This window comes from Citrobacter sp. LST-B2, from assembly GCF_057983045.1.
The window spans coordinates 1,512,084-1,535,800 of sequence record NZ_CP192598.1 but is presented as its reverse complement, the minus strand read 5'-3'; the positions used below and the strand labels follow the sequence as shown (position 1 = coordinate 1,535,800).

27 protein-coding genes are annotated in these 23,717 nt (G+C 52.9%); 20 read left to right on the top strand and 7 right to left on the bottom strand.

Annotated features, from left to right (window positions below):
- Nucleotides 1–70: 70 nt before the first annotated feature.
- The 4 genes from gltJ (at nucleotide 71) to rihA (ending at nucleotide 3,262) form a co-directional block, all read left to right on the top strand.
- Entirely contained in the window at nucleotides 71–811 is a 741-nt protein-coding gene (gltJ, locus tag ACQ0PY_RS07175; protein ID WP_044256590.1) for a glutamate/aspartate ABC transporter permease GltJ, read from the top strand.
- Complete coding sequence (gene gltK, locus ACQ0PY_RS07170; protein WP_043001414.1) at nucleotides 811–1,485, top strand: glutamate/aspartate ABC transporter permease GltK; 675 nt, start codon at nucleotides 811–813, stop codon at nucleotides 1,483–1,485. The genes gltJ and gltK overlap by 1 nt, the downstream gene beginning before the upstream one ends.
- Nucleotides 1,485–2,210: a glutamate/aspartate ABC transporter ATP-binding protein GltL gene (gene gltL / locus ACQ0PY_RS07165; RefSeq protein ID WP_043001415.1), complete on the top strand. Its 726-nt coding sequence runs from the start codon at nucleotides 1,485–1,487 to the stop codon at nucleotides 2,208–2,210. Before gltK ends, gltL begins: the two co-directional genes overlap by 1 nt.
- Before the next feature lie 116 nt (nucleotides 2,211–2,326).
- Nucleotides 2,327–3,262: a pyrimidine-specific ribonucleoside hydrolase RihA gene (gene rihA / locus ACQ0PY_RS07160; RefSeq protein WP_109740008.1), complete on the top strand. Its 936-nt coding sequence runs from the start codon at nucleotides 2,327–2,329 to the stop codon at nucleotides 3,260–3,262.
- 90 nt (nucleotides 3,263–3,352) lie between these two features.
- On the opposite strand, the gene ACQ0PY_RS07155 is transcribed toward rihA, so the two are convergent.
- Nucleotides 3,353–3,835: a zinc ribbon-containing protein gene (locus ACQ0PY_RS07155; RefSeq protein ID WP_043001417.1), complete on the bottom strand. Its 483-nt coding sequence runs from the start codon at nucleotides 3,833–3,835 to the stop codon at nucleotides 3,353–3,355.
- A gap of 234 nt (nucleotides 3,836–4,069) precedes the next feature.
- On the opposite strand from ACQ0PY_RS07155, the gene leuS reads away from it, so the two are divergent.
- From leuS to nadD, 4 genes are read left to right on the top strand one after another with little or no spacing between them, the layout of a single operon-like run.
- On the top strand, nucleotides 4,070–6,652 hold the full coding sequence (leuS, locus tag ACQ0PY_RS07150) for a leucine--tRNA ligase (protein ID WP_109740616.1): 2,583 nt from the start codon (nucleotides 4,070–4,072) through the stop codon (nucleotides 6,650–6,652).
- A 14-nt stretch (nucleotides 6,653–6,666) separates the two neighbouring features.
- On the top strand, nucleotides 6,667–7,257 hold the full coding sequence (gene lptE, locus ACQ0PY_RS07145) for an LPS assembly lipoprotein LptE (protein WP_043001418.1): 591 nt from the start codon (nucleotides 6,667–6,669) through the stop codon (nucleotides 7,255–7,257).
- Complete coding sequence (gene holA / locus ACQ0PY_RS07140) at nucleotides 7,257–8,288, top strand: DNA polymerase III subunit delta (RefSeq protein WP_044256594.1); 1,032 nt, start codon at nucleotides 7,257–7,259, stop codon at nucleotides 8,286–8,288. Before lptE ends, holA begins: the two co-directional genes overlap by 1 nt.
- Before the next feature lies 1 nt (nucleotide 8,289).
- Nucleotides 8,290–8,931, top strand: a complete 642-nt coding sequence (gene nadD, locus ACQ0PY_RS07135) for a nicotinate-nucleotide adenylyltransferase (RefSeq protein ID WP_080343225.1) — start codon at nucleotides 8,290–8,292, stop codon at nucleotides 8,929–8,931.
- Here nadD and cobD read toward each other — a convergent pair.
- Entirely contained in the window at nucleotides 8,906–9,991 is a 1,086-nt protein-coding gene (gene cobD, locus ACQ0PY_RS07130; protein WP_109740007.1) for a threonine-phosphate decarboxylase CobD, read from the bottom strand. The genes nadD and cobD overlap by 26 nt on opposite strands.
- Before the next feature lie 97 nt (nucleotides 9,992–10,088).
- On the opposite strand from cobD, the gene ACQ0PY_RS07125 reads away from it, so the two are divergent.
- Nucleotides 10,089–10,700: an adenosylcobalamin/alpha-ribazole phosphatase gene (locus ACQ0PY_RS07125; RefSeq protein ID WP_044266384.1), complete on the top strand. Its 612-nt coding sequence runs from the start codon at nucleotides 10,089–10,091 to the stop codon at nucleotides 10,698–10,700.
- Between the two features lie 57 nt (nucleotides 10,701–10,757).
- Here ACQ0PY_RS07125 and ACQ0PY_RS07120 read toward each other — a convergent pair whose 3' ends face one another.
- Nucleotides 10,758–10,937 (bottom strand): hypothetical protein, encoded by a 180-nt coding sequence (locus tag ACQ0PY_RS07120; protein ID WP_155273612.1) that lies wholly within the window; start codon nucleotides 10,935–10,937, stop codon nucleotides 10,758–10,760.
- Nucleotides 10,938–10,958: 21 nt separating this feature from the next.
- Between ACQ0PY_RS07120 and rsfS the strand changes: the two genes are divergently transcribed.
- The 10 genes from rsfS (at nucleotide 10,959) to lipA (ending at nucleotide 20,820) form a co-directional block, all read left to right on the top strand.
- The gene (gene rsfS / locus ACQ0PY_RS07115) at nucleotides 10,959–11,276 is read left to right on the top strand and encodes a ribosome silencing factor (protein WP_012904988.1); all 318 of its coding nucleotides are present in this window, start codon (nucleotides 10,959–10,961) and stop codon (nucleotides 11,274–11,276) included.
- A 3-nt stretch (nucleotides 11,277–11,279) separates the two neighbouring features.
- Nucleotides 11,280–11,747, top strand: coding sequence for a 23S rRNA (pseudouridine(1915)-N(3))-methyltransferase RlmH (rlmH, locus tag ACQ0PY_RS07110; RefSeq protein WP_109740006.1), 468 nt, complete (start codon nucleotides 11,280–11,282; stop codon nucleotides 11,745–11,747).
- Nucleotides 11,748–11,776: 29 nt separating this feature from the next.
- Nucleotides 11,777–13,678, top strand: a complete 1,902-nt coding sequence (gene mrdA, locus ACQ0PY_RS07105; protein WP_043001424.1) for a peptidoglycan DD-transpeptidase MrdA — start codon at nucleotides 11,777–11,779, stop codon at nucleotides 13,676–13,678.
- A gap of 2 nt (nucleotides 13,679–13,680) precedes the next feature.
- Nucleotides 13,681–14,793, top strand: coding sequence for a peptidoglycan glycosyltransferase MrdB (gene mrdB, locus ACQ0PY_RS07100; RefSeq protein WP_043001425.1), 1,113 nt, complete (start codon nucleotides 13,681–13,683; stop codon nucleotides 14,791–14,793).
- A gap of 10 nt (nucleotides 14,794–14,803) precedes the next feature.
- A complete protein-coding gene (rlpA, locus tag ACQ0PY_RS07095) occupies nucleotides 14,804–15,919 on the top strand; it encodes an endolytic peptidoglycan transglycosylase RlpA (protein ID WP_109740005.1) in 1,116 nt (371 codons plus the stop codon).
- Nucleotides 15,920–16,067: 148 nt separating this feature from the next.
- A complete protein-coding gene (gene dacA, locus ACQ0PY_RS07090) occupies nucleotides 16,068–17,279 on the top strand; it encodes a D-alanyl-D-alanine carboxypeptidase DacA (RefSeq protein ID WP_043001427.1) in 1,212 nt (403 codons plus the stop codon).
- Between the two features lie 107 nt (nucleotides 17,280–17,386).
- Nucleotides 17,387–17,650, top strand: coding sequence for a DUF493 family protein YbeD (gene ybeD, locus ACQ0PY_RS07085; protein WP_042320704.1), 264 nt, complete (start codon nucleotides 17,387–17,389; stop codon nucleotides 17,648–17,650).
- A gap of 102 nt (nucleotides 17,651–17,752) precedes the next feature.
- The gene (gene lipB / locus ACQ0PY_RS07080) at nucleotides 17,753–18,394 is read left to right on the top strand and encodes a lipoyl(octanoyl) transferase LipB (protein WP_090048726.1); all 642 of its coding nucleotides are present in this window, start codon (nucleotides 17,753–17,755) and stop codon (nucleotides 18,392–18,394) included.
- Between the two features lie 298 nt (nucleotides 18,395–18,692).
- The gene (locus ACQ0PY_RS07075) at nucleotides 18,693–19,646 is read left to right on the top strand and encodes a YbeF family transcriptional regulator (RefSeq protein ID WP_044256603.1); all 954 of its coding nucleotides are present in this window, start codon (nucleotides 18,693–18,695) and stop codon (nucleotides 19,644–19,646) included.
- Between the two features lie 208 nt (nucleotides 19,647–19,854).
- Nucleotides 19,855–20,820 (top strand): lipoyl synthase, encoded by a 966-nt coding sequence (gene lipA / locus ACQ0PY_RS07070; protein ID WP_109740004.1) that lies wholly within the window; start codon nucleotides 19,855–19,857, stop codon nucleotides 20,818–20,820.
- A 97-nt stretch (nucleotides 20,821–20,917) separates the two neighbouring features.
- Here the strand turns inward: lipA and tatE are convergent, their stop codons facing one another.
- Both tatE and ACQ0PY_RS07060 read right to left on the bottom strand, forming a co-directional pair.
- Entirely contained in the window at nucleotides 20,918–21,121 is a 204-nt protein-coding gene (gene tatE / locus ACQ0PY_RS07065; RefSeq protein WP_043001430.1) for a twin-arginine translocase subunit TatE, read from the bottom strand.
- A gap of 129 nt (nucleotides 21,122–21,250) precedes the next feature.
- Nucleotides 21,251–22,039 carry a deaminated glutathione amidase gene (locus ACQ0PY_RS07060; protein ID WP_109740003.1) on the bottom strand — a complete coding sequence of 263 codons (789 nt, stop codon included), beginning with the start codon at nucleotides 22,037–22,039 and terminating at the stop codon, nucleotides 21,251–21,253.
- Between the two features lie 90 nt (nucleotides 22,040–22,129).
- Here ACQ0PY_RS07060 and crcB point away from each other — a divergent pair, with 90 nt between their 5' ends.
- Nucleotides 22,130–22,513 carry a fluoride efflux transporter CrcB gene (gene crcB, locus ACQ0PY_RS07055; protein WP_109740002.1) on the top strand — a complete coding sequence of 128 codons (384 nt, stop codon included), beginning with the start codon at nucleotides 22,130–22,132 and terminating at the stop codon, nucleotides 22,511–22,513.
- 53 nt (nucleotides 22,514–22,566) lie between these two features.
- Here the strand turns inward: crcB and cspE are convergent, their stop codons facing one another.
- Complete coding sequence (gene cspE / locus ACQ0PY_RS07050) at nucleotides 22,567–22,776, bottom strand: transcription antiterminator/RNA stability regulator CspE (protein WP_000034826.1); 210 nt, start codon at nucleotides 22,774–22,776, stop codon at nucleotides 22,567–22,569.
- Between the two features lie 173 nt (nucleotides 22,777–22,949).
- On the bottom strand, nucleotides 22,950–23,528 hold the full coding sequence (gene pagP / locus ACQ0PY_RS07045) for a lipid IV(A) palmitoyltransferase PagP (protein ID WP_043001433.1): 579 nt from the start codon (nucleotides 23,526–23,528) through the stop codon (nucleotides 22,950–22,952).
- Nucleotides 23,529–23,717 lie beyond the last annotated feature (189 nt).

The following is a 23,717-nucleotide window of genomic DNA, read 5'->3' as shown; positions in this document are numbered from 1 at the left end:
AAAACCGAAGTACGCTGGATAACAATCTTCGAGGGTAGCGCTGCTACCCTTATTTTTTCGGAGTAGATGTATGTCAATAGACTGGAACTGGGGCATTTTTTTACAACAGGCCCCATTCGGCAACACCACCTATCTCGGCTGGCTCTGGAGCGGTTTCCAGGTTACCGTCGCACTTTCCATCACCGCCTGGATCATTGCCTTCCTGGTCGGTTCTTTATTTGGCATTTTACGCACCGTCCCGAATCGCTTCTTTTCCGGGATCGGCACCCTGTATGTAGAACTGTTCCGTAACGTACCGCTGATCGTCCAGTTCTTCACCTGGTATCTGGTGGTGCCTGAACTGCTGCCAGAAGATCTTGGTATGTGGTTTAAGGCAGAACTGGATCCCAATATTCAGTTCTTCGTATCGTCCATGCTCTGTCTGGGGCTGTTTACCGCCGCGCGCGTTTGCGAACAGGTTCGTGCCGCCATTCAGTCACTGCCACGCGGTCAAAAAAACGCAGCGCTGGCGATGGGACTGACCCTGCCGCAGGCCTACCGCTACGTGTTGTTGCCTAACGCCTATCGGGTGATCGTCCCGCCGATGACCTCTGAGATGATGAACCTGGTGAAAAACTCCGCCATCGCCTCGACCATCGGTCTGGTCGATATGGCCGCGCAGGCCGGGAAGCTGCTCGATTACTCGGCGCATGCCTGGGAGTCATTTACCGCCATTACCCTGGCGTATGTGTTGATTAATGCCTTCATCATGCTGGTGATGAGTCTGGTGGAACGTAAAATCCGCCTGCCTGGCAATCTGGGAGGCAAATAATGTACGAATTCGACTGGAGTTCAATTGTCCCTTCCCTGCCCTATCTGCTGGATGGGCTGCTCATTACGCTGAAAATTACCGTCACCGCGGTGATTATCGGTATTGTCTGGGGCACTATTCTCGCCGTTATGCGCCTTTCCAGTTTTGCGCCTGTCGCCTGGTTTGCTAAAGCGTACGTTAACGTCTTCCGCTCCATCCCGCTGGTGATGGTACTGTTGTGGTTCTATCTGATTGTGCCGGGGCTATTACAGGACGTACTGGGGCTGTCGCCGAAAACCGATATTCGCCTGATTTCAGCAATGGTCGCATTTTCGATGTTTGAAGCCGCCTATTACTCCGAAATTATCCGTGCGGGCATCCAGAGTATTTCCCGCGGACAGTCAAGTGCGGCGCTGGCGTTGGGGATGACCCACTGGCAGTCAATGAAGCTCATCATTTTGCCGCAGGCGTTTCGCGCGATGGTACCGCTGCTGCTGACGCAGGGCATCGTCCTGTTCCAGGATACGTCTCTGGTGTACGTCTTAAGTCTCGCGGATTTCTTCCGCACTGCGTCTACGATTGGCGAGCGTGATGGTACACAGGTCGAAATGATCCTGTTTGCCGGTGCCGTTTACTTTGTTATCAGCCTGAGCGCGTCGTTGTTGGTCAGCTATTTGAAGAAAAGGACAGTTTAATGATTACCCTGAAAAATGTTTCTAAATGGTATGGTCACTTTCAGGTGCTGACCGACTGCTCCACGGAAGTGAAAAAAGGCGAAGTGGTGGTCGTCTGCGGCCCGTCAGGTTCCGGAAAGTCGACGCTGATCAAAACCGTTAACGGCCTGGAGCCGGTGCAAAAAGGTGAAATCACCGTGAACGGTATTATGGTCAACGACAAAAAAACCGATCTGGCGAAGTTACGCTCACGCGTCGGGATGGTGTTCCAGCACTTTGAGCTGTTCCCGCATCTGTCGATTATTGAAAACCTGACCCTGGCGCAGGTAAAAGTGCTTAAGCGTGATAAAGCCCCGGCGCGTGAAAAAGCGCAGAAGTTGCTGGAACGCGTGGGCCTTGCCGCGCATGCCAATAAATATCCAGCGCAGCTTTCCGGCGGCCAGCAGCAGCGTGTGGCGATTGCTCGCGCGCTGTGTATGGATCCTATCGCCATGCTGTTCGATGAACCCACTTCGGCGCTTGATCCAGAGATGATCAACGAAGTACTGGACGTTATGGTTGAACTGGCCAACGAAGGGATGACCATGATGGTGGTGACCCATGAAATGGGCTTTGCCCGCAAAGTGGCGAATCGGGTGATCTTTATGGACGAAGGGAAAATCGTTGAGGACTCACCGAAAGAAGAGTTCTTCGCTAACCCGAAATCCGAACGCGCAAAAGACTTCCTCGCCAAAATCCTGCATTAATCTTTTCGGCGCGCATGTCAGAGTGCGCGCCATCTCACGCTTTCTTGCCTCGCTCCTCGAATCATTTTCACCCCAGCGTTACCCTTGCCACAATGTAGCATTCATAAGGAGCAACAATGGCACTGCCAATAATCATAGATTGCGACCCGGGTCATGATGACGCGATCGCACTGGTTCTCGCCCTCGCCTCACCGGAACTTGACGTTAAAGCCATCACCTCATCCGCAGGAAACCAGACACCCGATAAAACGCTACGCAACGTATTGCGAATGTTAACGCTGCTGAACCGCACGGACATTCCAGTGGCGGGCGGCGCGCCCAAGCCCCTGATGCGTGAACTGATCATTGCCGATAACGTCCACGGCGAAAGCGGACTGGATGGCCCGGCGCTACCGGAACCCGCCTTTGCGCCGCAGCCATGCACCGCCGTTGAGCTGATGGCAAAGACGTTGCGCGAGAGCACACAACCGGTCACCCTTGTCTCAACCGGGCCGCAAACCAACGTCGCACTGTTGCTGAACAGCCATCCTGAACTGCGTGACAAAATCGCCCGTATCGTGATCATGGGCGGCGCGATGGGGTTGGGCAACTGGACGCCTGCCGCCGAATTCAATATCTATGTCGACCCTGAAGCCGCAGAAATCGTCTTCCAGTCGGGGATTCCGGTGGTGATGGCCGGTCTGGACGTCACGCATAAAGCACAAATTCATGTCGCAGATACCGAACGCTTCCGCGCCATTGGTAACCCGGTTTCCACGATCGTTGCTGAACTACTCGACTTCTTCCTCGAGTATCATAAAGACGAGAAATGGGGATTTACCGGCGCACCGCTGCACGACCCGTGCACCATCGCCTGGCTGTTGAAACCCGAACTGTTTACCACCGTTGAACGCTGGGTTGGGGTGGAAACTCAGGAGAAATACACTCAGGGGATGACCGTGGTGGACTATTACTTCCTGACGGGCAATAAACCGAATGCCACCGTGATGGTGGATGTCGATCGTCAGGGATTTGTAGACCTGCTGGCAGAACGGCTACAGTTTTACGCATGACCAATGCCGGACGGTGCTGACGCTTATTCGGCCTACGTAATGAGTCACCGTAGGCCTGATAAGATGCGTCAACCTCGGCATCAGACTAGATTACGGTTCAAACGGACGACGCTGGAACTGGTCGTGTCCACATTTTGGGCACAATGGCAACACGTCCGGCGTATACACCGCCAAGTGAAAATGACACTTCTCACAGACCAGATTGCCCAGGCCCACCACTTCGCCGCTGTGATATACCCCGTGATGACTTAGATCCTGAAACACTTCACGCCATTCGAGCTGCGTTTTGTCGGTGATATCCGCCAGTTCCTGCCACAGGCTCTCTTTGATTACCCGCATAAAGACGCTGTCGGACTCCTCTTCCAGACTCTCTTCGTAGCTGATGGCAAACTCTTCCAGGTCACGTCTGACAGCGCGCGTCAGTTCGTCCACTTCGGTTCGCGTTAACTCCCCGGCCTGCAAAACCTGCTGCCGCGCCTGTTCCACCAGCGCATCGATATCACGCTCGCCATTGCGCAGACGTTCACTTAATGACGCCACCAGTTCACGGTAGTATTGAGCAACCTTGTTCATCGTTTCGCCTCCTGGGTCGTTAACTGTCTATAATAATAGACGTTATTTGGGTTACGCTTTGCAAGACTGTCCACAGAGTGTGTAAATTCGTGCAAGGATTATCGTGGCGTGAATTCGAACCTGAATGCGCGAAAGGCTGTTTTGACGCGGGCGTTTGGGCTATGCTATGCGGATCTGAAACACCACATCGAAGCTACGTTTGTAGCTGTATTGAAAACAGGACCACTGGCTGCCATGCAAGAGCAATACCGCCCGGAAGAGATAGAATCCAAAGTACAGCTTCACTGGGATGAGAAGCGCACATTTGAAGTTACCGAAGACGAGAGCAAAGAGAAGTATTACTGCCTGTCTATGCTTCCCTATCCTTCTGGTCGACTACACATGGGCCACGTACGTAACTACACCATCGGTGACGTGATCGCCCGTTATCAGCGCATGCTGGGCAAAAACGTGCTGCAGCCTATCGGCTGGGACGCATTCGGTCTGCCTGCAGAAGGCGCGGCGGTAAAAAACAACACCGCGCCGGCACCGTGGACCTACGATAATATCGCCTACATGAAGAACCAGCTCAAAATGCTGGGCTTTGGCTATGACTGGAGCCGCGAGCTGGCGACCTGTACCCCGGAATACTATCGCTGGGAGCAGAAATTCTTCACCGAACTGTACAAAAAAGGTCTGGTCTACAAAAAGACCTCTGCGGTCAACTGGTGCCCGAACGATCAGACCGTACTGGCGAACGAACAGGTTATCGACGGCTGCTGCTGGCGCTGCGACACCAAAGTTGAGCGTAAAGAGATCCCACAGTGGTTTATTAAAATCACCGCCTATGCCGATGAACTGCTCAACGATCTGGATAAACTGGATCACTGGCCTGACACCGTGAAAACGATGCAGCGCAACTGGATTGGTCGTTCTGAAGGCGTGGAAATCACCTTCAACGTGAACGATTATGACAACACGCTGACCGTTTACACGACCCGCCCGGACACATTTATGGGTGCCACCTACCTGGCGGTTGCCGCTGGTCACCCGCTGGCGCAGAAAGCGGCAGAGAACAACCCTGAACTGGCAGCCTTTATCGACGAATGCCGTAACACCAAAGTGGCCGAAGCTGACATGGCGACCATGGAGAAAAAAGGCGTCGATACCGGCTTTAAGGCGGTTCACCCGCTGACTGGCGAAGCAATCCCGGTCTGGGCGGCTAACTTTGTGCTGATGGAATACGGCACTGGCGCGGTCATGGCCGTACCGGGTCACGATCAGCGCGACTACGAATTTGCCACCAAATACGGCTTAACCATTAAACCGGTTATCCTGGCAGCCGATGGTTCTGAGCCGGATCTTTCCGAACAGGCGATGACCGATAAGGGCGTTCTGTTTAACTCTGGCGAATTTGACGGTCTGGCCTTCGACGCGGCCTTCAACGCCATTGCCGATAAGCTGGCCGCCAAAGGCGTGGGCGAGCGTAAGATCAACTACCGTCTGCGCGACTGGGGCGTTTCCCGTCAGCGTTACTGGGGTGCGCCGATCCCGATGGTCACGCTGGAAGACGGCACCGTGCTGCCAACGCCGGAAGATCAATTGCCGGTGATCCTGCCGGAAGATGTCGTGATGGACGGCATCACCAGCCCGATCAAAGCCGATCCTGAATGGGCAAAAACCACCGTTAATGGCCAGCCTGCACTGCGCGAAACTGACACTTTCGACACCTTTATGGAGTCATCCTGGTACTATGCGCGCTACACCTGTCCGCAGTATCAGGAAGGGATGCTGGATTCCAAAGCGGCAAACTACTGGCTGCCGGTAGATATTTACATTGGCGGTATCGAACATGCCATCATGCACCTGCTCTACTTCCGCTTCTTCCACAAACTGATGCGCGATGCCGGCATGGTGAACTCTGACGAACCGGCGAAACAGTTGCTGTGTCAGGGGATGGTACTGGCGGATGCGTTCTACTATGTGGGCGAAAACGGCGAGCGTAACTGGGTTTCTCCGGTGGATGCGATCGTTGAACGCGACGAGAAAGGCCGTATCGTGAAGGCGAAAGACGCGGCGGGCCATGAGCTGGTGTATACCGGCATGAGCAAAATGTCCAAGTCGAAAAACAACGGTATCGACCCGCAGGTAATGGTTGAGCGTTACGGCGCGGATACCGTGCGTCTCTTTATGATGTTCGCCTCTCCGGCTGATATGACGCTGGAATGGCAGGAGTCCGGCGTGGAAGGCGCTAACCGCTTCCTGAAACGTGTCTGGAAACTGGTGTATGAACACACTTCCTGTGGCGATGTTGCGTCGCTGAACGTTGACGTGCTGACAGAAGATCAGAAAGCGCTGCGTCGCGATGTACACAAAACGATCGCTAAAGTGACCGATGATATCGGCCGCCGTCAGACCTTCAACACCGCGATTGCCGCCGTGATGGAGCTGATGAACAAGCTGGCGAAAGCCCCGCAGGATGACGAGCAGGATCGCGCGCTGATGCAGGAAGCGCTGCTGGCGGTAGTCCGGATGCTTAACCCGTTCACCCCACACGTCTGCTTTACGCTGTGGCAGGCGCTGAAAGGCGAAGGCGACATCGACAACGCGCCGTGGCCAGTTGCGGACAATGCTGCAATGGTCGAAGACTCCACGCTGGTCGTGGTTCAGGTTAACGGCAAGGTGCGCGGTAAAATCACCGTTCCGGTGAATGCGACAGAAGAGCAGGTTCGTGAACGTGCTGGCCAGGAACATCTGGTCGCTAAATATCTTGATGGCGTTACCGTGCGTAAAGTGATTTACGTACCGGGTAAACTCCTCAATCTGGTCGTTGGCTAAGCGCGGGAGGAAGCGTGCGATATCTGGCAACATTGTTGTTATCTCTGGCGGTGTTAACCACCGCCGGATGTGGCTGGCACCTGCGCAATACCACGCAGGTTCCGGACACCATGAAAACCATGATTCTGGACACGGGGGATCCGAACGGTCCGCTAAGCCGTGCGGTGCGTAACCAACTGCGTCTGAACGACGTTGAGCTGCTGGATAAGAGTACGCTGCGTAAAGACGTACCGTCTCTGCGTCTGGGTCGGGTCAGCATTTCGAAAGATACCGCATCTGTCTTCCAGAATGGGCAGACAGCGGAATATCAGATGATTATGACGGTTAATGCGTCAGTATTGATTCCTGGTCACGATATTTATCCTATCAGCGTCCGGGTATTCCGTTCGTTCTTCGACAACCCACAGATGGCGCTGGCGAAGGATAACGAGCAGGATATGATCATCAAAGAAATGTACGACAGAGCGGCGGAGCAATTAATTCGTAAGCTGCCAAGCGTACATGCTGCGGATCGTCTATCATCGCAAGAAGAGGTTGCCGTTGATGATAAAGAAGCGGCACCCGCTTCCTCTTCAACGCGTGTCTCCAGCACGCTGGGTAACTGATGATTCGGTTGTACCCTGAACAACTCCGCGCGCAACTCTCTGAAGGGTTGCGCGCGGCGTATCTGCTCCTTGGAAACGACCCATTGTTGTTGCAGGAAGGCCAGGATGCCATCCGTCAGGTTGCGGCAACGCAGGGGTTCGACGAACACCACACGTTTACTCTCGACAACAATACCGATTGGAACGCATTATTCTCGCAATGCCAGGCGATGAGTCTGTTCGCCAGCCGTCAGACGCTGTTGTTGCTACTGCCCGAAAACGGTCCGAATGCCGCGATTAATGAACAACTGGCAACGTTGGTTCAGTTGCTGCATGACGATCTGCTGCTGATCGTACGCGGTAACAAGCTCAGCAAAGCCCAGGAAAATGCCGCATGGTTTAAAGCGCTGACCGATCGAAGCGTACAGATCAGTTGTCAGACGCCGGAGCAGGCGCAACTTCCCCGCTGGGTGGCGGCGCGCGCAAAACAAAATAATCTGCAGCTGGACGACGCAGCAAATCAACTGTTGTGCTATTGCTATGAAGGTAACCTGCTGGCGCTGGCGCAGGCACTGGAGCGTTTATCGTTACTGTGGCCCGACGGAAAGCTCACCCTGCCTCGCGTCGAGCAGGCCGTTAATGATGCCGCCCACTTCACCCCATTCCATTGGGTGGATGCGCTGATCATGGGCAAAAGTAAGCGCGCACTGCACATTCTTCAGCAGTTACGTCTGGAAGGCAGCGAACCGGTTATTTTGCTGCGAACCCTGCAACGTGAACTGTTGCTGCTGGTTACGCTGAAACGCCAGTCGGCCCATACCCCGCTGCGCACGCTTTTTGATAAGCATCGCGTCTGGCAAAACCGTCGGGGCATGATTGGCGACGCGCTGAACCGACTGAGTCCGGCGCAGTTACGTCAGGCGGTCCAGTTACTGACACGTACGGAAATCACGCTGAAGCAGGACTATGGCCAGTCGGTCTGGGCGGAGCTTGAAGGGCTCTCACTGCTGATTTGCCACAAAGCGCTGGCTGAAGTTTTTATTGATGGCTGATATGAAATCGTTACAGGCACTCTTTGGCGGCACCTTTGATCCGGTGCACTATGGTCATCTCAAACCCGTGGAAACGCTGGCCAATCTGATTGGTTTATCACGGGTCATCGTGATGCCTAATAATGTTCCTCCTCATCGCCCGCAGCCAGAGGCGACGAGTGAACAGCGCAAAACTATGCTTGAACTGGCAATTGCCGACAAGCCGTTGTTTATCCTTGATGAGCGCGAACTAAAGCACGACACCCCTTCCTATACGGCGCAAACGCTAAAGGCCTGGCGTGAAGAGCAAGGTCCAGATGCCCCACTGGCGTTTATCATCGGCCAGGACTCGTTGCTGACCTTCCCGACCTGGCACGACTACGAAACCATTCTCGACAATACCCATCTGATTGTCTGCCGCCGTCCGGGCTATCCGCTTGAAATGGCGCAGGAACAGCATCAGCATTGGCTGGATCAACATCTGACGAATACGCCGGACGATCTGCACCAGCTACCGGCAGGGAAAATTTATCTCGCCGAGACGCCGTGGTTCAATATTTCCGCCACGATCATCCGCGAGCGGCTGGAAAACGGCGAACCGTGTGATGATCTGATGCCGCACGCGGTGCTGGACTATATCAATGAGCATGGACTGTATCGCTAAGTACTTCGGTTAACGCCGCCAGCAGGCGGTTGTTCTCTTCCTGACTGCGTATTGCCACGCGGAAATAGCGTCCATCAAGACCTGGGTAATTGGCGCAACTGCGGATCAGAATATGTCGCGTCAGCAAAGCGCGCTGGAGATCGGTTTCGCAACGCAGCAGAAGATAATTCGCCTGACCGGGATAGACCGTCAGTCCCGACAGCGCACACAGCTGCTGATAAAAACGTCCGCCCTCTTCCCGCAACCACTGCCATGTCGCCTGTTGATACGCGGTATCCTCCAGCACCTGTTCCCCTGCCAGTGCAGCAAAAGCGTTGATCGACCACGGCATCTGGCGCGTCCTCATCGCCGCGACCGCCTGCACATCGCTGTTAAGGAGATATCCCAGCCGCAGTCCCGGGATGGCATAGAATTTTGTCAGTGAACGCAGAACCCAGATATGCGGGTTATCCTTTAACAGCGGAATAAATCCCGCTTCGTCTGCGATAAAATCGATAAATGCTTCATCAAGAATCAGCGCAATATTTAGCGCCTGACAGCGCCCGGCAATCGCCTCGAGTAACGCCCGCTCCGGCAGTAATCCGGTGGGATTGTTAGGCGTGCACAAAAACAGACAGTCCAGTTCTGCCGTTAACGCATCAAGAATCGCCCCGGTCAGTTGCCAGCCATCCTCTTCACGCAGCATGAACGTATCAATCGCGCATTCGCTCCACTGCAACGCGCGGCGGTATTCGGCAAATCCCGGCGCGACGATCATCGCTCGCCGCGGTTTCAAACCGTTCACCAGAGTAAAGATCGACTCCGTCTCACCGTTTCCGGCGAGGATCCATTCGACGGGAACCTGATGATGTCGGGCCAGTGCCTGATGCAGGTGGCGGTAATCGACGTCAGGATAGCGCTCGGCTAGGTGTAAATTGTCGACAATGGCGCGTTTTACCGTTTCAGGCATACCCAGTGGATTAATATTCGCGCTAAAATCCAGCAACTTCTCGGGCGAGATCCCGAGGAACTCAGCCGCCTCACGGATATTACCGCCGTGGGCGCTTTGGAATAGAGACATCGTGCCGCTCCTGGCAAAAGAGGCTATTTTAGAGAAATTAGCGCGCGCATTCAGGGCGAATATCATGTTTTGCGCGAATACGTATCACGAGGGATAAATGCGACTCTGGTTAGTTCGTCATGGTGAAACCGAGGCTAATGTGGCGGGATTGTACAGCGGTCATGCCCCCACACCGTTGACCGGGCGCGGCGTGGCGCAAGCGCAAACGCTGAATACACTGCTTCGCCAGGTTCCCTTTAAGCAGGTGCTGTGTAGCGAACTGGAGCGCGCGCAGCACACGGCGCGCTTAGTGCTTCAGGGACGTGAACTGCCGCTACAGGTGAAGCCTGAGCTCAATGAGATGTTTTTTGGTGACTGGGAGATGCGTCATCACCAGGATCTGGCCCGCGAAGATGCCGAAAACTACGCGGCCTGGTGCAACGACTGGCAAAATGCCGTTCCCACCAATGGGGAAGGATTTCAGGCTTTCGCCCAGCGCGTTGAGCAGGCAATTTCGATCCTCGCTGACTATCAGCACCATGATCATGTGCTGATAGTCAGCCATCAGGGTGTTCTCAGCCTGTTAATCGCCCGGTTGCTTGCCATGCCCGCCGCGGCGATGTGGCATTTTCGCGTTGAGCAAGGCTGCTGGAGTGCCATTGATTTTACTGGCGATTTTGCCACGCTTCGGGTTCTCAACAGCAGAGCAATATGGACGCCCGGCGAGTAAAATATCTGTTTTTTACTGCCAGCAACGCTCCGCCCATTGACACCCCCGGACAGGCTGCTATTCTCCGCTGCCAGACTTTTCCCACCCTTCAGCGTTTTGCAGAAATTGTTTTACAAAAATGGCGATGCATTCTGTTGCATGGGGTGGGATGATAGCCCACTTTCCAAAGTCGCCCGGTGACATTTGTCCCGAAAAGCCGGTGGGTTCAGGTATACTGACAGGCTTATTAATACTCATTCATGCACCCAGGGGGAAAACTTGCAGGGTAAAGCACTCCAGGATTTTGTTATCGACAAAATTGATGACCTTAAAGGTCAGGACATCATCGCCTTAGACGTTCAGGGCAAATCCAGTATCACCGACTGCATGATCATCTGTACCGGTACTTCCAGCCGTCACGTTATGTCTATTGCTGACCACGTCGTGCAGGAATCTCGCGCTGCGGGAATGCTGCCGCTGGGCGTGGAAGGTGAGAGCGTCGCCGACTGGATCGTCGTTGACCTGGGTGAAGTGATTGTCCACGTTATGCAGGAAGAGAGCCGTCGCCTGTATGAGCTGGAAAAACTCTGGAGTTAATGCGTGAAGCTTCAACTTGTCGCGGTAGGCACGAAAATGCCCGACTGGGTACAAACCGGTTTTACCGAGTACCTGCGGCGTTTTCCCAAAGACATGCCTTTTGAGCTGATCGAAATTCCGGCCGGCAAACGCGGCAAGAACGCGGATATCAAGCGTATTCTCGACAAAGAGGGTGAGCAGATGCTGGCTGCCGCTGGCAAAAATCGCATCGTCACCCTGGATATACCCGGTAAGCCCTGGGACACGCCGCAACTGGCGACCGAACTGGAACGCTGGAATCTGGACGGTCGTGATGTCAGCCTGTTAATTGGCGGGCCGGAGGGATTATCCCCTGCCTGCAAAGCCGCGGCAGAACAAAGTTGGTCGCTCTCTGCACTCACGCTTCCCCATCCGCTTGTCCGGGTGCTGGTGGCAGAGAGCCTGTATCGGGCGTGGAGCATTACCACTAATCACCCTTATCACCGTGAGTGATCATTGAGCTTGAGTAGACTAAGCAGCGGATGAAATTACAGAATTCTTTTCGCGACTATACGGCTGAGTCCGCGCTATTTGTGCGCCGGGCGCTGGTCGCTTTTTTGGGTATCTTACTGCTCACCGGCGTGCTTATCGCCAATCTGTATAACTTGCAGATCGTCCGTTTTACCGATTACCAGACTCGCTCGAATGAGAACCGGATTAAGCTGGTGCCTATCGCCCCCAGCCGCGGCATTATTTATGACCGTAATGGCATTCCTCTCGCCCTGAACCGCACCATTTATCAGGTCGAAATGATGCCCGAGAAGGTTGATAACGTGCAGCAAACGCTGGATGCCCTGCGCAGCGTTGTCGACCTGACCGATGACGATATTGCCGCCTTCAAGAAAGAGCGCGCACGTTCCCACCGCTTTACCTCTATTCCCGTCAAAACCAACCTCACCGAAGTACAGGTTGCGCGTTTTGCCGTGAACCAGTACCGCTTCCCGGGTGTGGAAGTGAAAGGGTATAAGCGCCGGTTCTACCCATACGGTTCCGCACTTACCCACGTCATTGGTTACGTGTCGAAGATTAACGATAAAGACGTTGAGCGACTGGATAAAGACGGCAAACTGGCCAACTATGCCGCGACGCATGACATCGGGAAACTGGGGATTGAGCGCTACTACGAAGATGTGCTGCACGGTCAAACCGGCTACGAGGAAGTCGAGGTCAACAACCGTGGTCGCGTCATCCGTCAGCTCAAAGAAGTCCCCCCACAGGCCGGACACGACATCTACCTGACGCTGGATCTCAAACTTCAGCAGTATATCGAGACGCTGCTTGCCGGTAGCCGCGCGGCCGTGGTGGTCACCGACCCGCGCACCGGCGGCGTACTGGCCCTGGTTTCAATGCCCAGTTACGACCCGAACCTGTTCGTCGACGGTATCTCCAGTAAAGACTATTCCGGTTTGCTTAACGATCCGAACACGCCGCTGGTCAACCGCGCAACGCAGGGGGTTTATCCACCTGCGTCGACGGTGAAACCGTATGTCGCTGTGTCTGCATTAAGCGCTGGCGTTATCACCCGTAATACCAGCCTGTTTGACCCTGGCTGGTGGCAGTTGCCCGGCTCGGAAAAACGCTACCGTGACTGGAAGAAATGGGGTCACGGACACCTGAACATTACTAAATCACTGGAAGAATCGGCGGATACCTTCTTCTATCAGGTCGCCTATGACATGGGGATCGATCGCCTCTCCGAGTGGATGGGCAAATTCGGTTACGGTCACTATACCGGTATCGACCTGGCGGAAGAGCGTTCCGGCAACATGCCTACCCGCGAATGGAAGCTCAAACGCTTTAAAAAACCCTGGTATCAGGGCGATACCATTCCGGTCGGCATCGGTCAGGGCTACTGGACGGCAACGCCTATTCAGATGAGTAAGGCGCTGATGATCCTGATTAATGACGGCGTCGTGAAGGTGCCTCATCTGCTGATGAGTACCGCAGAAAACGGCAAGAAGGTTCCCTGGGTACAACCGCAGGAGCCACCGGTCGGCGATATTCATTCTGGTTATTGGGAACTGGCGAAAGACGGCATGTATGGCGTCGCCAACCGTGGCAACGGGACCGCGCATAAATATTTTGCCAGCGCGCCATATAAAATTGCCGCTAAATCCGGTACCGCACAGGTCTTTGGCCTGAAAGCCAATGAAACCTATAACGCGCATAAAATTGCCGAGCGTCTGCGTGACCATAAACTGATGACCGCATTTGCACCGTATAACAACCCGCAGGTGGCCGTCGCCATCATCCTGGAAAACGGGGGGGCGGGTCCGGCGGTGGGGACCATTATGCGTCAGATTCTTGACCACATCATGTTGGGCGATAACAACACCGATCTGCCAGCGGAAAACCCGGCGGTTGCAGCGGCGGAGGATCAATAACCATGACGGATAATCCGAACAAAAAAACATTCTGGGATAAAATCCATATTGATCCCACCATGTTACTGATTTTGCTGGCACTGTTGGTTTACAGCTCACTGGTTATCTGGAGCGCCAGCGGCCAGGACATTGGCATGATGGAGCGTAAAGTCGGTCAGATTACGATGGGGCTGGTGATCATGGTGGTCATGGCCCAGATCCCGCCGCGCGTCTATGAAGGTTGGGCGCCGTATCTCTATATTTTCTGTATTATTCTGCTGGTGGCGGTCGATGCATTCGGGGCAATATCCAAAGGCGCGCAGCGTTGGCTGGATCTCGGCATTGTACGTTTTCAGCCTTCTGAAATCGCCAAAATCGCGGTTCCTCTGATGGTCGCACGCTTTATCAACCGCGACGTCTGTCCGCCGTCCCTGAAGAACACGGCCATCGCGCTGGTGCTGATTTTTATGCCGACGCTGTTGGTGGCGGCACAGCCTGACCTCGGGACCTCGATTCTGGTCGCGCTTTCCGGCCTGTTCGTGCTGTTCCTCTCGGGTCTGAGCTGGCGTTTAATTGGCGTCGCTGTGCTGCTGCTCGCGGCGTTCATTCCGATCCTGTGGTTCTTCCTGATGCACGATTATCAGCGTCAGCGTGTAATGATGTTACTCGACCCGGAAACCGACCCGTTGGGTGCCGGTTACCACATCATTCAGTCTAAAATTGCGATTGGTTCCGGCGGTCTGAGCGGTAAGGGATGGTTACACGGTACCCAGTCGCAACTGGAATTTTTACCCGAACGCCACACCGACTTTATCTTCGCTGTCCTGGCGGAAGAGCTGGGTCTGATTGGGATACTGATCCTGCTGGCGCTGTATATACTGCTGATTATGCGTGGCCTGTGGATCGCCGCCCACGCACAAACCACCTTTGGTCGCGTGATGGCCGGTGGCTTAATGTTGATTTTATTCGTTTATGTCTTCGTTAATATTGGTATGGTGAGTGGGATTCTGCCTGTTGTAGGCGTTCCGCTTCCGTTGGTCAGTTACGGAGGCTCAGCACTGATCGTGTTGATGGCCGGGTTCGGGATTGTCATGTCGATCCACACCCACAGAAAAATGTTATCGAAAAGCGTGTAAGGGGTGCGCAATGCGTAAGCAGTTGCCTGGAGTCTGCGTCGTAGCAGGAATTATGCTGCTCGCGGCATGTACGAGTGATGATGGTCAGCAACAGAACACCGTCGCGCCGCAGCCGGCGGTATGTAATGGGCCCGTCGTTGAAATCAGCGGAGCCGATCCGCGTTTTGAACCTCTCAACCCGAGCGCTAATCAGGATTATCAGCGAGACGGGAAGAGCTACAAGATAGTGCAGGATGTCTCGCGCTTTAGTCAGGCAGGGTTCGCGGCGATCTACGATGCCGAGCCCGGTAGCAATCTGACCGCCTCAGGCGAAGCGTTCGATCCTATGCAGCTCACCGCTGCGCATCCGACGTTACCGATCCCGAGCTATGCGCGGATCACTAACCTCGCCAATGGACGGATGATCGTGGTGCGCATTAACGATCGAGGTCCCTATGGCAACGATCGCGTGATTTCGCTGTCGCGTGCCGCTGCCGACCGTCTGAACACCTCCAATAACACCAAAGTGCGTATCGACCCAATTATTGTCGCGCAGGATGGTTCATTGTCTGGTCCGGGTATGGCCTGTACCACCGTGGCCAAACAGACTTATGCCCTGCCCTCACGTCCGGATCTGAGCGGCGGCATGGGCAGCGCCTCCTCCGCACCGGAAGCGATGCAGCCTCAGGGTGACGTTCGCGCCATCAGCAATTCCACCTTGCAAAGTGAAGATAATGCCGGCGCACCGGTTCAGAGTAGTGGATTCCTGGGTGCCCCGACGACTCTGGCAGCAGGTGTACTGGAAGGCAGTGAACCGACGCCAGCGCCACAGCCCGCGGCTGCAGCTCCCGTTAGCGCACCAGTCAGTGCACCGGCAGCAACACCCGCTGCGACGGCTGCGCCTGCCGCCGCTTCCGCCAGCGGCAGTTACGTAGTCCAGGTCGGCGCGGTGAGCGATCAGGGGCGTGCCCAACAATATCAACAGCGCTTAGGCCAGCAGTTTGGCGTACCTGGACGCGTCACGCAGAACGGCGCCGTGTGGCGTATTCAGCTCGGGCCGTTCGCCAGTAAAGCACAAGCCAGTGCGCTGCAGCAGCGCTTACAATCTGAAGCCCAATTACAGTCCTTCATTACCAGCGCACAGTAACGTAACAAGGGCATCTGAAGTGTCAGTTTCTGTAAATGACGTTAACTACGTTAACAAAGTCATGCGGAAAGTCAGATGCCTACCGGTATTGCATTTGCTATAGTAGGGCACTTTTTTTAATTCCATCACGGACGTCGTAGTTCAGACCATGAAGACCACTTTTTCCGCTCGTTTCCTGCAGCGCATGGCGCTCACCACGGCTCTTTGTACAGCCGCTATTTCAGGCGCGCATGCCGATGACCTGAATATCAAAACCATGATCCCGGGTGTTCCGCAGATCGACGCGGAGTCTTACATCCTCATTGACTATAACTCCGGTAAAGTGCTGGCGGAACAAAACGCCGATACGCGTCGCGACCCGGCCAGTCTGACCAAAATGATGACCAGTTACGTTATCGGTCAGGCAATGAAAGCGGGCAAATTTAAAGAAACGGATCTGGTCACTATCGGTAATGATGCCTGGGCCACGGGTAATCCGGTCTTTAAAGGCTCATCGCTGATGTTCCTGAAGCCAGGCATGCAGGTTCCGGTATCGCAACTGATTCGCGGGATTAACCTGCAGTCTGGTAACGACGCCTGCGTCGCGATGGCTGACTTTGCGGCGGGCAGTCAGGATGCGTTTGTCGGTCTGATGAACAGCTATGTGAATGCGCTGGGTCTGAAAAATACCCATTTCCAGACGGTTCACGGTCTGGATGCCGACGGTCAGTACAGTTCCGCTCGTGATATGGCGCTGATTGGACAAGCACTAATCCGCGACGTTCCTAACGAATATTCCGTCTATAAAGAGAAAGAGTTCACCTTTAATGGCATCCGTCAGTTGAACCGTAACGGTTTGCTGTGGGACAACAGCCTGAAAGTAGATGGCATCAAGACTGGTCATACCGATAAAGCAGGCTACAACCTGGTGGCCTCGGCGACCGAAGGTCAGATGCGTTTGATCTCCGCGGTCATGGGCGGGCGTACCTATAAAGGACGTGAAACGGAAAGCAAAAAACTGCTGACCTGGGGTTTCCGTTTCTTCGAAACGGTTAACCCGCTGAAAGCAGGCAAAGAATTCGCCTCTGAACCGTCCTGGTTTGGTGATACCGATCGCGCCTCCTTAGGGGTTGATAAAGATGTGTATCTGACCATTCCGCGTGGCCGTATGAAAGACCTGAAAGCCAGCTATGTACTGAACAGCACGGAGCTGCATGCGCCACTGCAGAAAAATCAGGTGGTCGGTACCATCAACTTCCAGCTTGACGGTAAAACCATTGAGCAGCGCCCTCTGGTCGTGCTGCAGGAAATCCCGGAAGGTAACTTCTTCAGCAAAATCATTGATTACATTAAGTTAATGTTCCATCACTGGTTTGGTTAAAAATTGAACACTTGAAAGTGTGATTTCCATCCCCATATACTAAGCATCAGTAAAACTCCCGCCCTCTGACGGGAGTTGTTATTTATTTACGTTACGCCGGAGCTGACATGAAAACCAAACTTAACGAACTGCTTGAATTCCCTACTCCTTTTACTTACAAAGTTATGGGGCAGGCGTTACCTGAGCTGGTTGAACAGGTGGTTGAAGTGGTACAGCGCCATGCGCCAGGTGATTACTCTCCGACGGTAAAACCCAGCAGCAAAGGCAATTACCACTCGGTCTCGATTACCATCAACGCGACCCATATTGAGCAGGTTGAAACGCTGTACGAAGAACTCGGTAACATCGAAATCGTCCGTATGGTTCTGTAATACAGGTTCGGGCCCCGACCATGTTCGGGCGCCCACCTCGCCTCCTCTTCACTGTGATATACTTCCCTCCCCCATTGATTACTTCTCTACGGAGATGCTGTTTTGTCTCAGGATAAAATACTGGTCCGCCAGCTCGGTCTTCAACCCTACGAACCCGTCTCCCAGGCCATGCACGACTTTACCAACACCCGCGATGAACAGACTCCCGATGAAATCTGGCTGGTTGAGCACTATCCGGTTTTCACCCAGGGTCAGGCAGGGAAAGCGGAACATGTTTTAATGCCCGGCGATATTCCGGTCATTCAAAGCGATCGCGGTGGGCAGGTCACTTACCATGGACCAGGTCAACAGGTTATGTACGTTTTGTTGAACCTGAAGCGACGTAAACTGGGCGTGCGGGAATTGGTCACGTTGCTGGAACAGACTGTCGTGAATACTCTGGCTGAACTGGATATTGACGCTCACCCGCGTGCAGATGCCCCTGGTGTTTATGTCGGTGAAAAGAAAATATGTTCCCTCGGTTTGCGTATTCGTCGCGGTTGCTCATTCCATGGACTGGCATTAAACGTTAATATGGATCTCTCGCCTTTCTTACGAATTAATCCCTGCGGTTATGCCGGCATGGAAATGGCAAAAATATCTCAATGGGATAGCCAGGTCACGACAGATAATATCCAACCACGATTATTAGCCAATATTTTAGCACTGCTAAATAATCCCCCTTACGAATATATTTCCGCTTAACTTATTGAATGCAATGGCCCAAAAAATCGGGGGCCATTGTCACCCTTCCGGCTCAAATGCTTTACAATGCCTCCTGGTTTCTATATTTTCTGTTTGTCTTAGTTTGAATTTTTAACGATTTTTCTCCGTCATAAAAGCGACGTAGGATTTTTCTTTATACGAACGTTAAACCTTCAATCCATTGCTATAAAAATGGTTATCGATACCGCGAGATGAACAATAGTGGTGCAAAACACATGCTTACAACAAATACAAGCATCACTATTATTTATAAAGTGAATTAAATTGGAGTTAGAACGTGAGTGAAAATAGTAAGCCGAAAGGACATTTCTACGAACACCGACCCGAAGATAAGCCGCAAATTTTCAGAACGCTGAGAAATATAGACCTGAACCTGCTGACTATTTTTGAAGCCGTTTATGTTCATAAAGGAATCGTCAACGCCGCGAAAGTTCTCAATCTGACTCCTTCAGCGATCAGCCAGTCCATTCAGAAACTGCGCACAATATTTCCCGATCCCCTGTTTATTCGAAAAGGCCAGGGCGTGACGCCCACGACTTATGCCACCCATCTGCATGAGTATATCAGCCAGGGGCTGGAATCCATTCTCGGCGCGCTGGATCTCACCGGCAGCTACGATAAACAACGGACGATAACTATCGGGACTACTCCGTCTATCGGAGCGCTGGTCATGCCGACAATTTATCACGCCATCAAAACGAGCCATCCACAACTGCATCTGCGTAACATTCCCGTCCATGATGCCGAAACGCAACTCAGTCAGTTTCAGAGTGATTTGATTATTGATAACCACATCTACAGCAACCGCGCAGTAGAGAACCATGTTCTGTTTTCTGACAAAATCGAACTGGTCTGCCGCCAGAATCACCCTTCCCTGACGCGTACCCTGACCCCTGAAGCCCTCGATGACGCTGAACATAGTCTGCTGATGATCGAAGGACAAAGCTTCACGCTCCTGCGCCAACGTATCCAGGAATTGTTCCCCGATCGGCAAATCAGCTTTAGCAGCTACAATATTTTCACGCTGGCATCACTCATTGCTCACAGCGATCTGGTGGGTATTATGCCCGCGCGCTTCTTCACGCTGTTCAGCCACTGCTGGCCGCTTCAGCGGATCCCCCATCCATCCCTGAACCATGAGAAAATCGACTTCTCACTGCACTACAACAAGCTGAGCTTACGCGATCCGGTACTGGAGAACGTCATCGCAGTGATCCGCGACGCCTTCTGAAAAAGAAATGTTGCGACCCGGTCAAAACTGATGCCAGGCAAATGGCACAAAACAACAACTATTTTACATTTTGCCGGTCACTCAGGCTGCTTTCAGGCCCGTTTAAATGATATACTGCGTGTAGTGAATTCAAAAATAGTTGATAAATACAACATTCCCTTGAATCAAAACGCTTTCCCTCGTTATTCGCAACTGGAACACGCACGCTATGAGTAAACCCATTGTGATGGAACGCGGTGTTAAATACCGCGATGCCGATAAGATGGCCCTTATCCCGGTCAAAAATGTGGCAACAGAGCGCGAAGCCCTGCTGCGCAAGCCGGAATGGATGAAAATTAAGCTTCCAGCGGACTCCACTCGTATCCAGGGCATCAAAGCAGCAATGCGTAAGAATGGCCTGCATTCTGTTTGTGAAGAAGCCTCTTGCCCAAACCTGGCGGAGTGTTTCAACCACGGTACCGCCACGTTTATGATCCTCGGCGCTATTTGTACCCGTCGCTGCCCGTTCTGTGATGTGGCCCACGGCCGCCCTGTGGCGCCGGACGCCAACGAACCGGTTAAGCTGGCACAAACGATTGCCGACATGGCCCTGCGCTATGTCGTTATCACCTCAGTTGACCGTGATGACCTGCGTGACGGTGGCGCTCAGCACTTTGCCGATTGCATTACCGCTATTCGTGAGAAAAGTCCTACGATTAAGATTGAAACGCTGGTCCCCGACTTCCGCGGTCGTATGGATCGTGCCCTGGAGATTCTGACCACCACTCCGCCGGACGTTTTCAACCATAACCTTGAGAACGTGCCGCGCATTTATCGTCAGGTTCGCCCGGGCGCTGACTACAACTGGTCGCTCAAATTACTGGAACGCTTTAAAGAAGCGCATCCGGAGATCCCGACCAAATCCGGTCTGATGGTGGGTCTCGGTGAGACGAATGCGGAAATCATTGAAGTGATGCGCGATCTGCGTCGTCACGGCGTGACTATGCTGACGCTGGGACAGTATTTGCAGCCGAGCCGTCACCACCTGCCCGTTCAGCGCTATGTCAGCCCGGACGAATTTGAAGAGATGAAAGCAGAAGCCATGGCGATGGGCTTTACCCATGCGGCCTGCGGACCGTTCGTCCGTTCGTCTTACCATGCTGACCTGCAGGCGAAAGGGATGGAAGTGAAGTAATTTCGAAATAAATACTTACATTTCGCCTATAAAAAACCCGCTTAATCGCGGGTTTTTTCTCATCAGGGTAAAACGGACAGGCGTTTAGCTCCGGGTATTACTCTTTATGAGAGAGTTTCTCAGCCTGAATGCTGCCGTCTGCGTCTTTTTTCGCGCCCGCATCTTCATCATTCATTGCTTTCTTGAAACCCTTAATCGCCGTGCCCAGGTCTCCACCCAGTGTACGTAACTTCTTGGTACCAAACAGCAGAACGACCAGTGCGGCCACCACCAGCAATTTGGTAATACTAATCTCACCCATAGATACCTTCTTAACTTAAAACAGGCAGCGTAGCGCGCCCTTAGTAACCTGAGAATATTAACGGTCATTTGACGCGCGCACACAATAGCAATCTGTAACAAGGTGAATCAAGCAGTGTTTAAAAAAACGTCATAATAATTGCGGTGGCACAAATCTGCGGTTGCGTAATACCGGTAATTGCGCCCGCACCTGGCGAATTCGCTCAACGGTGATCTCCGCCATGATAAGCGTCGGGACGTCTGCCGCAGCCGAAATCGTCACCCCAAGGGGATCGATAATACGACTCTGCCCGATATTTTTGTTACCACACTCCCCTGCGGCAATCATATAGCAGGTGGTATCGAGCGCGCGGGCAGCCAGTAGTGTCGACCAGTGATGTTCCTTCAGCGCCCCTCTGACCCATGCCGCCGGTAGCACCAGCACTTCAGCGCCCTGCAACGCAAGCGCCATCGACAGTTCAGGAAAACGCAGATCGTAGCAGGTCATCAGCCCCACTCTGAGTCCATCCACGTCAAGCAGCGGTGCGATTACGTTACCCGCATCAACATTGCGGGACTCCTGAATGGAGAAAGCATCATAGAGGTGTAGCTTGGCGTAGCTTGCCACAATTTTCCCCCCACGCAGCGCCACCAGCGTGTTTACCGCACGACCGGGACGCGAAGGAACGTGAACAGTGAGAATAGTGGTCATCGTATTCGACGCTCTTTCCCGCAACAGTTGTTGCAGGAAATTCCCCTCGAGAGACTGGGCGGATTTCACCGACAGGTCGGGATCCGTATCGTCTCGCGCCAGTAATGCCTCAGGCAGAACCAGCAATGACGCGCCGTTTCCCGCCGCCTGCGACATGAGCATGACGCAGGTTTCTGCGTTTTTTTCCCACACAGGACTGACGGCAAATTGCCCTGCAGCAACTAGCATAATTCCTCCGGTCAGGTTTATCAGGCTCGCCAACGATGATTATTCAGCGTTACACTTATCTTATATACCAACCAAAAGCAGGATTATGCAGTGTTACAACTTCTTTTAGCGGTTTTTATTGGCGGTGGCACAGGAAGTGTAGCGAGATGGATGCTCAGTATGCGGTTTAACCCCATGCATCAGGCGATTCCGATAGGAACCCTGACCGCAAATTTACTGGGTGCATTCATTATTGGTGTGGGACTGGCATGGTTTAGTCGAATGACTAATATCGATCCAGTATGGAAAGTCTTGATCACAACCGGCTTTTGTGGCGGCCTGACAACCTTCTCTACCTTTTCGGCGGAAGTAGTCTTTTTGCTGCAGGAAGGTCGGGTGGGCTGGGCAATGCTGAATGTGTTAGTCAACCTGTTGGGATCATTTGCGATGACGGCGTTAGCATTCTGGCTATTTTCCGCCTCCAACGCGCACTAAAGACCAAAAAAAACCCGCTAATAAGCGGGTTTTGAAATCTTGCTGACGTAAGCTTACAGAGCAGTTACGTTTGCAGCAGAAGGGCCTTTGGCACCGTTAGTGATTTCGAACTCTACACGCTGACCTTCAGCCAGAGTTTTAAAACCATTGGTCTGGATTGCAGAGAAGTGTACGAACACGTCTTTGCTGCCATCTTCCGGAGTAATGAAACCGAATCCTTTGGACTCATTAAACCACTTAACGTTACCTTTAATCTTAGACATCAAAATTACCTTTACATGAAAAATAGACACAAATGCTGTGTCGGGTACCAGTACACCAATTGTGGTTCACTTTGTCCAGTCGAACTTTGGCAAAAAGTGATAAATGTCGCGTTATTTTTTGATATAAGCTTATATCACTTTGTTTTATATGAATTTTATTGCCGTTAAACAGTTCAAAACTGAAAACGCATCCACGCAAAGTATACGTTACCGTTGTTATAAGTACCGGGGATATAGGTCATCTGAAACGTTGCCGGACCGTAACCGATGGAAGCCAGCGGCAGCAGGACAGGAAGAGGAATGTAGTTCCAGTTATCACGCGCCGTCACACCGGCGGTAAAACCTAACCCCAGGTGGAAATTGTCATCCGGCAGAGGTCGCCAGGTGCTCTCCCAGCCATAACCACCGATCGGCTCCCATTTATTCCATGAATCTTTGAAAGCCATGATATAAAGGCCGTGCCAGTTTCCCTTTTCATCCCAGCGCGACTGGCCAAAACCACCGCCCCACGGACGCTCGTTATAACGATCGGTTTTTTCTTTGTCATAGGCAAAACGCGCATGCCAGGTTATCGCGGGAATATATAAATCATAGTGCTCAGGTTGCTGCCAGGTTTCGGCAACATTGTCTGTAAAGGTATTAAACCACCCTTTTTCTTCTGCCACTGCACGCGGCAGCATCGCTAACTGAATAAAAAGAAATGAAAAAAGGAGAAAATATTTTTTAGCTGTACTCACAACGTTTATTACCATTCTTAAGTTCAGTCTTGATTATACCAAAAATAACTTGAATGAAACCTTAACAGCGGCAATGCAGACCTGAATCAGATTGTTCTAAGATTTTGAATGCCGTAATTAAACCCTATCTTTTGCAGTATTATTTATCGCTGGATTATCAGTCAGATATTGTATGCTTTTCACTCTGTCACGTTGAAAGCACTC